The organism is Novosphingobium sp. SL115, assembly GCF_026672515.1.
GTDB lineage: Bacteria > Pseudomonadota > Alphaproteobacteria > Sphingomonadales > Sphingomonadaceae > Novosphingobium.
In genome coordinates, this window is sequence record NZ_JAPPRG010000002.1 from 1465610 (window position 1) to 1478661 (window position 13052).

Below are 13052 nucleotides of genomic sequence, written 5' to 3' on the forward strand. Positions count from 1 at the left end.
GTGGGTGGTCAAAGCACTTCGAACAAGCCTGCCGCGCCCATGCCGCCGCCGACGCACATCGTCACCACTACATGCTTTGCACCCCGGCGCTTGCCTTCGATCAGGGCGTGGGCGGTGCAGCGGGCGCCGGTCATGCCATAAGGGTGGCCGATGGAGATCGAGCCGCCGTTGACGTTGAGCAGGTCATTGGGGATGCCCAGCTTGTCACGGCAGTAAAGCACCTGCACGGCGAAGGCTTCGTTCAGTTCCCACAGGCCGATGTCGTCCATCTTCAGGCCGAAGCGCTGCAGCAGCTTGGGGATGGCGAAGACCGGGCCGATGCCCATTTCGTCAGGTTCGGTGCCCGCCACCGCCATGCCGACATAGCGACCCAGCGGGGTGAGGCCGCGCTTGGCGGCCAGTGCGGCTTCCATCACCACTACGGCGGCGGAACCATCGGAAAGCTGGCTGGCGTTGCCTGCGGTCACGATGCCGCCTTCGATTACGGGTTTCAGGCCAGCAAGGCTTTCCAGCGTAGTCGACGGGCGGTTGCCTTCGTCCTTGGTCAGGTGGACATCCTGAAAGGAAATCTCGCCCGTTTCCTTGTTCTGCACACCCATGCTGGCATCGCAGGCGACGATTTCGTCATCGAACTTGCCTGCAGCCTGTGCTGCCGCAGTGCGCTGCTGCGATTGCAGGGCATATTCGTCGCAAGCTTCACGGCTGATGCCATAGCGCTGGCCGACGATTTCGGCGGTCTGTAGCATGGGCATGTAGATGGCCTTGTGCATGGCCATCAGGCTTTTGTCAGGCGCAACGCGCATGTCCTTGGTCTGAACAAGGCTGATCGATTCCTGACCGCCTGCGGCCACCACGTCCATGCGGTCGATGATGACCTGCTTGGCTGCCGTGGCAATGGTCATCAGGCCGGACGAACACTGGCGGTCCATGCTCATGCCCGAAGTGGTGATGGGCAGGCCCGCGCGCAAGGCAACCTGACGGGCGATGTTGCCAGCCTGGGTGCCCTGTTGCAGCGCGCTGCCCCACAGCACATCGTCCACTTCGGCCGGGTCGATTCCGGCGCGGGCGACGGCGGCAGCCAGCGAATGTGCGCCCAGAGTGGCGCCGGGGGTGGCGTTGAACGCGCCCTTGTAGGCACGGCCAATGGGCGTGCGGGCGGCAGATACGATTACGGCATCACGCATGGGTCAGGCTCCTGCTGGATTTGGTGTTTTTTCAAGGCTTGTGGCGGCAAGGATGGGATTGCCGCCGAACTGGTCACGCAGCTCGCGCTTCAGCACTTTGCCGATGGGGCTGCGCGGCAGTTCGTCCACCACCTGGATGGCGGAAATGCGTTGCGTCTTGCCCAGGCGGCTGTTGGCCTGCGCCAATATGGTGGCAGGGTCGGCAGTCTTGTCGGCCAGCACGACCACGGCCAGCGGCGTTTCACCCCATGTATCGGATGGCACGCCGACAACGGCGGCTTCCTTGACCGCGCTCTGGCGGGTGAGTTCAGCCTCAAGATCGCTGGGGTAGATGTTGAAGCCGCCCGAAATGATCATGTCTTTGGCGCGGTCCATCAGGATCAGGAAGCCGTCTTCATCGAACTTGCCGATATCGCCATGGCGGATGTAGCGTCGGCCTTCGCTATCGAACCATTCGACCTCGCGGGTTTGCGCAGGCTTGCCATGGTAGCCGTTCATCATGATGGCCGAATGGCCGACGATCTCGCCCACTTCGCCCTGCGGCAGTTCGTTGCCCTGTTCATCGATGATTTTCATGATGTGACCGGGTGAAACCTGCCCCACGGTATGCAGCTTGTCCGGGTGTTTGTGTGCCAGCAGCACGGTCGTCGCGCCGCCTTCGGTCATGCCGTAACCATCGGTAAGGCCGCCGGGCCAGCGCGCCAGCACGTCTGCCTTCAGCCATGCGGCGAAAGGGGCCGACGTGCAGGATTTCAGCCGATAGGATGTGAGGTCAAAGCTGTCGAAATCGGGCAGTTCCATGATGCGGCGGTATTGCACCGGCACCAGCATGGCGTTGGTCACGCGTTCCCGCTGTGACAGTTGCAGGAAGGTGCGCGCGTCGAACTTGCGCATCAGCACCACTTTGCCGCCTGCGGTCAGCGCGGGCAGGAAGCTGACCAGCGTGGTGTTGGAATAGAGCGGGGTGGAGCAGATGACGGCGGTATCATCATCATAGCCAGCAACAATGGTGCGGCGGGCGTATTCGTGACGCATCTTGTGGCTTTGCACTATGCCCTTGGGCGCGCCGGTGGTGCCGGAGGAATAGATGATGTTGAACGGATCGGACGGGGCGGCGTGCCGGTCTTCGGGCTTTGCGCCTTCAGGAGCCATCCATGCGCTGAACGCTTCGCCCACAGCGCTGTCGTCCAGGGCAATGCACTTTACGTCCGATGGCAGGGCCAGCCCGGCGATGCGGTCGGCAATGTCCTGGTCCAGCAGCAGCACCCGGCTGCCGCTGTCGGCCAGCATGGCGACGATGGTTTCGGGCGTGGCTGTGGAGGTGAGCGGGGCGGCCACCGCGCCTGCCCGGATCGCGCCCAGGAAGGCAAGGCCAGTCGCCACCGCATTCATCGCGGCGATGGCCACCGGCTCGTCCTTTTGCACTCCTTCGCGTTGCAGGGCGGCGGCCACGCGGTCGATCATGACGTCCATTTCCGCCCAGCCGATAGTGCGGTTTTCATCCGCCAGCGCCACTGCACTGCCGCGCCTTGCGGCATGGGCGCGCAGGATATCGCTCAGCGGTGTGAATTCACTTTCGACGATATCCTCGATCCGCATGGCCGCCGCTCCGATCAGTTGCCCGTTCAGTTAAAGGTTTCGCCCGCCGCAGCCTTGCGCTCCAGCAGCGGTGCCACCGGCAGGCCGTGCTTTTTCAGACCCGCAACCACCGTGGCCAGTCCGATATGGTCGGCCCAGAACATCGGTCCGCCAGTCCATGCAGGCCAGCCGTAACCGTTGAGCCAGACAGTATCGATGTCGCTCGCCCGCTGGGAGATGCCTTCCTCAAGGATCAGCGCGCCTTCGCTGACCATGGGGTAGAGCAGGCGTTCGCGGATCTCGTCCTTGTCGATTTCGCGCTGGGGCTTGCCTTCCTTGGCGGCAAATTCCGCGATCACCGCCTTCACCTCGTCAGATGGCGTGCGCTGGCGGTTGTCGTCGTAATCGTAAAAGCCCTTCTTGGTTTTCTGGCCCCAGCGACCCACGGCGCACAGCGCATCGCGCACGGTTTCGATGCGGGTGGGATCGCGGTGCCAGCCGATGTCGAGGCCGGCAAGATCAGCCATCTGCCACGGCCCCATCGGAAAGCCGAATTCAAGCAGGGCTTCATCCACGTCCCAGTAATTCGCGCCTTCCATGATAAGCGCATGCGCCTGTGCCTGACGCGGCGAGAGCATGCGGTTGCCGATGAAGCCGTGGCACACGCCAGAGACGACCGGCACCTTTCCGATCTGCACCGACAGCGCCATGACCGTGGCAAGCTGCGCCGCGCCGGTTGCCTTGCCACGCACCACTTCCAGCAGTTTCATGACATTGGCGGGCGAGAAGAAGTGCATCCCCAGCACCGATTCCGGGCGGGTCGTGGCGGCGGCGATTTCGTCGATATCCAGATAGCTGGTGTTGCTGGCAAGGATGGCGCCGGGTTTGGCCACCTTGTCCAGCCTGCCGAACACGTCCTTCTTCACGTCCATGCTTTCATAGACGGCCTCGATCACCAGATCGGCATCGGCCAGCGCGGCGAAATCCAGCGTCGGATTCAAGCGGGCCATTGCAGCCTGCGCATCGGCGGCATCCATCTTCCCGCGCTTGACCGTGTTTTCGTAGTTCTTGCCCATGGTGGCGACGCCGCGATCCAGCGCTTCCTGCGTCATTTCCACGATGGTTACGGGGATGCCCGCGGTCAGGAAGTTCATGGTGATGCCGCCGCCCATCGTGCCTGCACCGATCACACCCACACGGGCAATCGGCAGCAGTGCAGTATCGGCGGGAATGTCGTCGATGGTTGCTGCCAGCTTACGGGCTGCGTCGATGTGTTCTTTTGCGCCGGGAATGGGGTCTGACATCGGTTCTCTCCAGATATGGATTCAGGCGCGGCTGTCGGTCAGCGCGCTGTAGATCAGCGTCTTCAACTGACGCCGGATGGGGTAGATGAATGAGGGGTAGAGCTGGGTCATGAAGACCGCGTGGACCTTTTCCACCGGGTCGATGAAGAACGCGGTCGAAAAGATGCCGCCCCAGTAATATTCGCCCGCCGATCCGGGCACGAGCGCGCGGGCGGGGTCGATGGTCATGCCAAAGCCAAGGCCGAAGCCCGCGCCCGCGTTATAGGCTTCGCTGAACAGCGCGCGCGACACTTGCGTCAGGTCTGCGCCGCCGGGCAGGTGATTGGCGGTCATCAACTGGATGGTCTTGGGCGACAGGATGCGCGTCCCATCCGCCGCGCCGCCGCCCACCAGCATCTGGCAAAAGCGGTGATAGTCCGCTGTGGTGGACAGCAGCCCGCCGCCACCGCTTTCGAAGCGTGGTTCGCGCCGGGTGCCGGATTTTTCCGCGGGATCGAACAGTTCTGGAGCTGCGCCCTGCTTGTAGGCCCACGCATCGGCCAGCCGGTGCGCCTTGCTGTCAGGGCATTGGAACGCGGTGTCGACCATGCCGAGCGGGTCAAAGATGCGGGTCTTCAGGAATTGACCAAGGCTCATCCCTGAAAGGCGCGATACGATCACGCCCAGCACATCCGTCCCCACCGAATAGTTCCAGCCCTGGCCCGGTTCGAACTCCAGCGGAAGCTTGGCCAGTTCGGCAATGAAGTGGTCGTTGCCGGGCAAGCTGGCATGGCCATCCAGCCGCCCCTTGCGATAGGCGGCGTCCACGTTGGTTCGGTTCTGGATGCCATACGTCAGGCCAGACTGGTGGGTAATCAGATCGACCATGCGCATCATGGCGGCGGGCCGCGCGGGGAAGAAGTCCACCTCTCCGCCGCCGCCCGCATAGACGCCAAGGCTGGCAAATTCGGGAATGACCTTGGTGACCGGATCGTCCAGCGCGACTTTGCCTTCTTCGACCAGCATCATGAACGCGACCGAGGTGAGCGGTTTGGTCATCGAAGCGATGCGGCAGATCGTGTCGGTGGCCATGGGCGTGCCGTCTTCGCGGGCCTTGCCGCTGGTGTGGCGATAGACAGCTTGGCCATCACGCGCGACCAGCACGTCAAGGCCGGGCAGGCGGCCAGAGGCAATGTAGTTTTCGTCGAGATAGGCGCCGATACGGCCCAGCCGGGAAGCGTCGAAGCCCAGTGTCTCAGCGTTGGCCAGTTTCATCACATCTGCTCCATCAGCTCTGCTCCATCAGCCAAAGATCGCGACGCTTTGCAGTCCGCGCATCACTTCTGTTCCATCAGCGTTCCACATGCGCAGGGTTTCGCTGCTGAACCCTTCAGCCATGTGGTTCGAACTGGTTTCGAGCAGCCACCAGCCATCGCGCGTGACGGGTGAATCACCCAGCACGGTGAAGGTCCAGTTGATTGAACTGATCGGGCCTTGCCGTTCCATGGCGCGGATCGATCCCGGCGGCAGGGCATCGCCCAGCAGCACCAACTCGCCCATTGGATCCAGCCCGTCACGGTCTTTTAGCCGCACCCAGCGACGGACCTTACCCTTGGCAAGACCACCTTTGGGTTCAGCGCGGCGGATTTCCAGATTGCGGATAAAGTGCAGGCCTTCGGGTGAGCCGAGTTGCTCCATGTCTTCCACAGCAAGAAATCCTTCGGCATGGGGAGCAGCGACTGCCCCGTTGGAAGGGCGGGCACTGCCGAACAGCCATAGCCCGCGATGGGCCAGCACGCTGCCGGAATAGAGATCGGTCTGGACCTGCGTCACGCTCTTGCCGGTGCGCAATACGCTGACCGTGATGTCCACATCAGGGCCGACAGGGGCGATAAAGCCGATCTGTGCAGAACGCAGCGGCGGCAGGTCAGGCAAAGCCTTGCATGCGGCGGCATAGGCTAGAAACGAGGACGCGCCGCCATACATCGTGCGGCCTTGCAGCCAGCCGTCCACCCCGCGCAGGGTGAAATGACCCCCTTCTTGCGGCATATCGGCGGCAATACGGCCAATTGCGGGCGCGGTGGTCTGCCGGTCCAAAATGCTCTCCCAATGCGTCTTGCGGGCGTGCTGCCACGACTCCTTGTTCCGCTATTGCTAGGACACCTTTACGTTAAGGGAAAGGGGCGAAACCGTCGCAAATCTGCGGTTTGCAGGCTGACGCTACGGCAAGCTGGCTTCAACTCGCACAAAAAAATATGGCCCCGGCGGTGAACCGGGGCCGTTGATCGGCAAAGCCATAGGCAAAGCTTTGCTTAGTGCACGCTTTCGCTGCTGGCGCGGCGCAGGATGGGGGCCTTGGCTGCGCTCGCCGCGAACAGGACCAGCAGCACGTAACACGCCAGCGGCACAAGGAACGAGGCAAAGATGCCCGCAGCGTCGGTGACCGCGCCGGCCAGTGCCGGGATCAGCGCGCCGCCGATGATGCCGGTGCACAGCAAGCCGGATGTCGCTTCTTCGCCAGCAGACGAACGCTCCAGCGTGAGCGTGAAGATGACCGGGAACATGATCGAATTGAACAGGCCGATCAGCAGCGCGACATAGCCTGCCGAAACCCCGCCGATGGCGAAGATGTAGGCACACGATGCAGCGGCAGCCACCGAGAACAGCATCATCAGGCGCGCAGCGGAGAAGCGGGCCAGCAGCACGGTGCCGATGGCGCGGCCCACCATGGCGCCGCCCCAATAGAACGAAACGGCCTTGCCCGCCTGTTCAAGGCTGATGTTCCAGACACTGGGGCTGTTAAGGAAGAACGCCATCTGCGTGCCCAGCACCACTTCGGCGCCGACATAGACGAAGATTGCGCCTGCGCCCAGAACCGCCCAGCGCGAGGCAAAGGCTTCGGCCAGCAGGGCACCGATGCCGCCGGTCGGCTGTGCAGGAGGGGCCGCGGCGGAAATGCGCGCGCGGTTGATGAAGAAGAACACGAAGAGCACGATCAGCAACCCGCAGATCCAGAAATAGGCGCGGTCGATCCCGGCCAGCGCGGCGGCGCGGACTTCCGGGGTCAGCGCTTGCCCATCAGCCACTTCGACGCCTTTGAGGAAGAGCGAAGCGCCCAATGCCGGGCCGAGGAATGTGCCGAACGAATTGAAGGTTTGGGAAAGCGTTAGGCGGAAGTGGCTGCCTTCGGGCTTGCCCAAGGCGGCGGCCAGCGGGTTTGCCGCCACCTGCAGCACGGTGATTCCGGCGGCCAGCATGAACAGACCCGCCAGCACCAGCGGATAGGATGCCATATTGGCTGCCGCCAGCATGACAAGGCAGGCCAGCGTCATCGTGGCCAGCGCCAGCAGGATGGCCGGAACCGCGCGCAACCGGCCAATGATGGCGGCGGCGGGAAAGCTCATCACGCCATAGGCGATGAAGAAGGCAAAGGCCGAAAGCTGCGCTTCAAGCGTGGTAAGGGTGAAAATACCCTTCACGGCAGCCACCAGCGGGTCGATCAACGAGGTGATGAACCCCCACGCGAAGAACAACACGGTAACTGCGGCAAAAGCCGGCTTCTGCGATCCACTGGCGGGCGCGTTTGCTGACACGGTTCTCTCCTCGACCGGCCGCTCCATGGGCCGTGGCAAATGTTCCTAGCGTGTGCTGGCAGCGTTGTCATGCCCCCGTTTGACTATGGGGATTGCGCGCGCATAGCTATGCAATGCGCCGATCAGCCTGCGGCAAGCGCAGTGGGCAGTTCGCGGCGCAATTTATCGATCAGCCGTTGCACTTTTGGCAGCAGGTGGCGGCGTTGCGGATAGACGGCCCAGATCGGATCATCTTCAGGGCGGAATTCCTCCAGCACCGGCACCAGCACGCCATCGGCAATGGCGCGGCTGACATAGAATTCCGGCAACTGGCATAGGCCCATGCCCGCGATGGTTGCATCGAACACCGCCGCGCCATTGTTGCAGCGCCACCGCCCGCGCGGGCGGATGGAGCGCACTTCGCCATCCACGCGGTATCGCCACACGTCGGACGTGGCCGGGATGCATTCGTGGCTGTCCAGATCGTCGACCGTTTCAGGCCGCCCCCGTGCCGCGATATACGACGGCGCGGCGCAGGTGACGATGCCGCGCGTGGCAACCTGGGTGCGGATCAGTCTGCTGTCGGGCAGCGTGCCGGTGCGGATGGCAAGGTCGAAGCCTTCGGGCACGAGTTCGACCATCCGGTTCGACATATCAAGGTCGACCGACAGTTTCGGATAATCCTGCACGAAACTGCGCACGATAGGGGCGACAAAGCGTTCGCCCAGCGCGGTGGGGCAGGTGATGCGCAACTGGCCTTGGGGTTCGCCCTGCAGGTCGAGCATGGCGATGGCTTCGTCCCGCTCGGCAATCAGGCGGCGGAACTGATCGGCCAGCGTGCGACCGGTATCGGTCATGCTGACCGCGCGGGTAGTGCGGTGGAAGAATTGCGCGCCAAGGCTTTGTTCCAGCCGGGCCACCGCACGACTGACGTGCGATGTGGACGTGCCAAGCCGCTTGGCCGCCCCTACGAACGTGCCGGTATCAGCCACCGCCACCACTTCATCGATCCCGTCCCAGCGATTGGTCATTGTTCTCGTCTTGCAACAGTGTTTCGCGTAATGCGCAATTTAACAGTCCTATCGCAATTATGCTATCGCGCCGCCAATTCAAAGGGAGACCTGCAAAATGAAGACCCGCGCCGCCGTCGCTTTCGCGCCGAAGCAGCCGCTCGAAATCGTGGAACTGGACCTTGAAGGTCCGAAGGCTGGCGAAGTGCTGGTCGAGATCATGGCGACCGGTGTATGCCACACCGACGCCTACACGCTCGACGGGCTGGACAGCGAAGGCCTGTTCCCCAGCGTGCTGGGCCACGAAGGCGCAGGCATCGTCCGCGAAGTGGGACCTGGGGTTACCTCGGTAAAGCCGGGCGACCATGTGATCCCGCTTTACACCCCTGAATGCCGCCAGTGCAAATCGTGCCTGTCAGGCAAGACCAACCTGTGCACGGCGATTCGCGCGACGCAGGGGCAGGGCCTGATGCCCGATGGCACCAGCCGCTTTTCCTATAAGGGGCAGACCATCTTTCATTACATGGGCTGCTCAACCTTCAGCAACTTTACCGTTCTGCCCGAAATCGCGGTTGCCAAGATCCGTGAAGACGCGCCGTTCCAGTCGAGCTGCTATATCGGCTGCGGCGTGACCACGGGCGTTGGCGCGGTCATCAACACCGCCAAGGTGCAGGTGGGTGACAATGTGGTGATCTTCGGTCTTGGCGGCATTGGCCTCAACGTCATTCAGGGTGCGCGTCTGGCAGGCGCGGGCAAGATCATCGGCGTCGATATCAACCCCGACCGTGAAGAATGGGGCCGCAAGTTCGGCATGACCGACTTCCTCAATTCCAGGGGCCTGAGCCGCGAAGACACCGTGGCCAAGATCGTGGCGATGACCGATGGTGGCGCGGATTATACCTTCGACGCCACCGGCAATACCGAAGTGATGCGCACCGCACTGGAAGCCTGCCATCGCGGATGGGGCACCAGCATCATTATCGGCGTGGCCGAAGCAGGTCGGGAAATCAGCACTCGCCCGTTCCAGCTTGTGACGGGCCGCAACTGGCGCGGCACCGCGTTCGGCGGAGCCAAGGGGCGGACCGACGTGCCGAAGATTGTCGACATGTACATGACCGGCAAGATCGAAATCGACCCGATGATTACCCACGTCATGGGCCTTGAAGAGATCAACACCGCGTTCGACCTGATGCATGCGGGCAAGTCGATTCGTTCGGTTGTGGTGTTCTGATCCCCCAGGGGGTTTACACTGTTTACACAGTCCAGAGCATGAAACGGGGCTGGCGGAACTTATCGGTTCTTCCGGCCCTTTTCATGTGCAAAATCAGCATGATGGAAGGGCCGGGTTGGCGCCTTACAGTTTAAGGAGCGTTTGCGGACGCTGGCATTTTGGTATCGTGTAGGACAGCGCTTTTTTGTGTGTCATCCCCGCGAAGGCCGGGGCCATCTGCTGTCGGTTTACCGACTGCCCTGCGACCAATCACATCGCGGAAATGCCGCCGTCCAGTTTCAGTTCCGCGCCGGTCATGAAGCGGCTTTCGTCGCTGGCGAGGTAGAGGACGCCGGCGGCGATGTCGTCGGGCACGCCCACACGGCCCAGCGGGATCTGGCGGGCGAGTTTGCCCATGACCACGTCCTTTTCCAGATTGGCGTTGGCGCTGATGCCGTCAAGGATGGGGGTGTCGACGAAGGTGGGGTGGACGGAATTGCAGCGCACGTCCCAGCCGCGCTTGGCGCAATAGAGTGCGACCGATTTGGTCAGCATCCACACCGCAGCCTTGCTGGCGTTGTAGCCGGGCATGGTATCGGACGCGATCAGCCCGGCGATGGAACTGATGTTGACGATGGAGGCTGGCTGGCTTTCCCGCAGCAGCGGCAGGGCCTTTTGACAGCCGAGGAATACGCTGTCGACATTGATGGCAAAGCCGCGATGCCAGTCTTCCAGCGTGCATGTTTCGATATTGCCGCGCACACCCACGCCCGCATTGTTGACCAGCACAGACAGGCCGCCCAGCTTTTCGGCAGCATGGGCAATGGCGGCGTCCCAGTCATCGGCGCTGGTCACGTCATGGCGCATGGCAAAGGCAGTGCCAGTGCCCAGTTCGGCGTTGATGGCATCGGCGGTGCTGTGCGCGCCTTCGCCGTTGATATCTGTCAGCAGAACGCGCGCGCCTTCGCGGGCGAGCATCCATGCATGAGCGGCGCCGAGGCCCTGTGCCGCACCGGTGATGAGGGCCTTTTTGCCCTGAACTCTGCCCATTTCCTGTCCTCCGATCCCATCCGCTGCGCCCCCGCTTTCGCGGGGTAGCAGGTGTTCGCGTACTTTGGAGATCAGACAAGCAACCCAGGCTGCATCATGCAAGTGCCGGAAGTATCAGCCCAGGATGCGAGGAGACAGCAACAGCAGCATCCGCACGTCGATGGCGTAGCCTTGCGCGCGTTTGGCGGACAGAAAAGCGTCGATTTCCGTAAGGGCAACCCGGTGGACGGTAATGCCTTCGCCTTCCACGCCGCCGCCTTCGGAAACTTTTTCAAGATCGTGCGCGCGGAACAGGGTGAAGGCCTCTGTCACCATGCCGGGCGAGGAATGGAACTCGCCCAGCGATTCGATGCGGGCGGGGCGGTAGCCGGTTTCCTCTTCCAGTTCGCGCGCGGCAGCGGTGGCAGGATCTTCGTTCTCTGCGCCCGCTTCATCCCCGATCAGCCCGGCGGGCAGTTCGATGCAGGGGCGGCCCAGCGGTACGCGGAACTGTTCGACCAGCAGGACGTGGCCGTCTTCAATCGCCAGAATGACTGCGGCTTTGATGTTGCGGGTGCGGCTGACATATTCCCACCGTCCGCGGGTTTTGGCGATGATAAAACGGCCCTGCCAATGCACCTGTTCGGCATGGTCGCGGTATTCTTCTTCAAGGCTCATACTTCGATCAACCTGTCCGGCAGTTCGTTGGTGTCGTCGTCCGAGCGGGGGAAGTGCTGGGCCAGCACGGTGCCCACTTCGGCCACGGCGGCGGCCATGCCGTGCGCAATCTGGCCCGCACGCAACGGGTCGAGCATGGCTTTCATCGCATGGCCCCATGTTTCGGGAGCGACTTTTGAAGCGATGGCAGCGTCCGCGATGATTTCGGCGTGGTGTTCATCAAGGCTGACATAGATCAGCACGCCGGTTCGCCCGCTGGTGCGGCTTTCCGCGCCAACGCGAAAGCAGGTGAGCGCACGTTCGCGTACGCGGGCATTGCGCACCCGGCGCGGGGTAAGCCACAGGCCGAGCGGGGTAAAACGCATCAGCAGATACATGCTGAGGAATTTGAGCGTGGCAGTGGTAAGCGCAAGCCCCAGCACGGCGCGTGGCGTCCATTCGAACGCCCACAGGCCAAGGACGTGTTCGACAAGCGGAAGATAGAAACCTGATCCGAGTTCCAGCGCCGCAAGGGCGAGGAAAGCGACCAGCGCCGACCAGATCAGCGCGACATCCCGGTAGGAATCCGAGCGAGGGGTGACGATGGTGACGATCTCTCCCGCGCTGTGCGCTTCGGCCGCCGCCACTGCATCGGACACGATCTTGTGATCGGCGGCTGTCATCTTGAGCGTTGCCATCACCAGTCCCCCGAAGCGCCGCCGCCGCCAGAGTCACCTCCGCCGAAGCCGCCAAAACCGCCGCCCCAATCAGAGCCGCCGCCACCGCCACCACCCCAACCACCGGAATGGCGGTTGTCCGATGCCGCACGGGCGATTTCGCTGATGCCCCACAGCACGATGCCGGGGTCGATGCCGCTGCTGCGCTGGACAAAGCCACGTTTGCGGCGACTGAACACGACGATCATCACCACGATCAGCACGATCCAGAAGATTGCGCTGGCAAAGGTGGAGCTGTCCGATCCGCTTTCGCGTTTGGCCGCTGCCGCCGCTTCCGCGACGGCCTTCGCCTCTGCCGGATCGCGGTTAAGCTGGGTCAGGATCTGTTCGACCCCGGCGTTGATACCTCCTGCGTAATCGCCCTGCTTGAAACGGGGCGTCACGGCGGACGACATGATGCGCCCAGCCAGAACGTCGGGCAGGAACTGTTCAAGGCCATAGCCGACCTCGATCCGCACTTTGCGTTCATTCGGCGCGATCAAGAACAGCAGGCCCTGATCGGTCTGCTTGCCGCCAATGCCCCAGTTGCGGAACAGGGTGTTGGCGTAACTGTCCACGTCCTGATCGTCGAGCGATGCCACGGTGGCCACGATGATCGCCCGCCCGGTCTGCGCGTTATAGGCCGACAGACGCTGGGTCAGCGCGGCTTCATCGGCATCGGGGATGATGTTGGCCTGATCCAGCACCGGGCCGGTGGGCCGCGCGGGCATGGCTGCGTGCGCCGCCGTTCCTGCAATCAGCAGAAACAGCGCCGCCAGCGCATGACAGAAGGCCCGCAGGGGGCGGTTCATG

General features: G+C 63.0%; 11 protein-coding genes and 1 pseudogene. 1 reads left to right on the top strand and 11 read right to left on the bottom strand.

Annotated features, from left to right (window positions below; genetic code table 11):
• Positions 1 to 8: 8 nt before the first annotated feature.
• From OVA07_RS08575 to OVA07_RS08605, 7 genes and pseudogenes are all read right to left on the bottom strand, one after another.
• A complete protein-coding gene (locus tag OVA07_RS08575; RefSeq protein WP_268171029.1) occupies positions 9 to 1184 on the bottom strand; it encodes an acetyl-CoA C-acyltransferase in 1176 nt (391 codons plus the stop codon).
• A gap of 3 nt (positions 1185 to 1187) precedes the next feature.
• Complete coding sequence (locus tag OVA07_RS08580) at positions 1188 to 2783, bottom strand: class I adenylate-forming enzyme family protein (RefSeq protein WP_268171030.1); 1596 nt, start codon at positions 2781 to 2783, stop codon at positions 1188 to 1190.
• 26 nt (positions 2784 to 2809) lie between these two features.
• Positions 2810 to 4045 (bottom strand): annotated as a pseudogene (locus OVA07_RS08585) (3-hydroxyacyl-CoA dehydrogenase NAD-binding domain-containing protein); the annotation flags it as partial.
• 42 nt (positions 4046 to 4087) lie between these two features.
• A complete protein-coding gene (locus OVA07_RS08590; RefSeq protein ID WP_268171031.1) occupies positions 4088 to 5320 on the bottom strand; it encodes a serine hydrolase domain-containing protein in 1233 nt (410 codons plus the stop codon).
• 27 nt (positions 5321 to 5347) lie between these two features.
• Positions 5348 to 6142, bottom strand: a complete 795-nt coding sequence (locus OVA07_RS08595; protein ID WP_268171032.1) for a thioesterase family protein — start codon at positions 6140 to 6142, stop codon at positions 5348 to 5350.
• A 215-nt stretch (positions 6143 to 6357) separates the two neighbouring features.
• A complete protein-coding gene (locus OVA07_RS08600; protein ID WP_268171033.1) occupies positions 6358 to 7638 on the bottom strand; it encodes an MFS transporter in 1281 nt (426 codons plus the stop codon).
• A 122-nt stretch (positions 7639 to 7760) separates the two neighbouring features.
• Entirely contained in the window at positions 7761 to 8648 is an 888-nt protein-coding gene (locus tag OVA07_RS08605) for a LysR family transcriptional regulator (RefSeq protein WP_268171034.1), read from the bottom strand.
• Positions 8649 to 8745: 97 nt separating this feature from the next.
• On the opposite strand from OVA07_RS08605, the gene OVA07_RS08610 reads away from it, so the two are divergent.
• Positions 8746 to 9858: an S-(hydroxymethyl)glutathione dehydrogenase/class III alcohol dehydrogenase gene (locus OVA07_RS08610; RefSeq protein WP_268171035.1), complete on the top strand. Its 1113-nt coding sequence runs from the start codon at positions 8746 to 8748 to the stop codon at positions 9856 to 9858.
• 249 nt (positions 9859 to 10107) lie between these two features.
• On the opposite strand, the gene OVA07_RS08615 is transcribed toward OVA07_RS08610, so the two are convergent.
• The 4 genes from OVA07_RS08615 to OVA07_RS08630 all read right to left on the bottom strand — a co-directional run bounded on the left by OVA07_RS08615 (position 10108) and on the right by OVA07_RS08630 (position 13051).
• Entirely contained in the window at positions 10108 to 10887 is a 780-nt protein-coding gene (locus tag OVA07_RS08615; protein WP_268171036.1) for an SDR family oxidoreductase, read from the bottom strand.
• A 114-nt stretch (positions 10888 to 11001) separates the two neighbouring features.
• Positions 11002 to 11544 (bottom strand): NUDIX hydrolase, encoded by a 543-nt coding sequence (locus OVA07_RS08620; protein WP_268171037.1) that lies wholly within the window; start codon positions 11542 to 11544, stop codon positions 11002 to 11004.
• Positions 11541 to 12221 carry a TPM domain-containing protein gene (locus tag OVA07_RS08625; protein WP_268171038.1) on the bottom strand — a complete coding sequence of 227 codons (681 nt, stop codon included), beginning with the start codon at positions 12219 to 12221 and terminating at the stop codon, positions 11541 to 11543. Before OVA07_RS08625 ends, OVA07_RS08620 begins: the two co-directional genes overlap by 4 nt.
• Positions 12221 to 13051, bottom strand: coding sequence for a TPM domain-containing protein (locus OVA07_RS08630; RefSeq protein ID WP_268171039.1), 831 nt, complete (start codon positions 13049 to 13051; stop codon positions 12221 to 12223). The genes OVA07_RS08625 and OVA07_RS08630 overlap by 1 nt, the downstream gene beginning before the upstream one ends.
• Position 13052 lies beyond the last annotated feature (1 nt).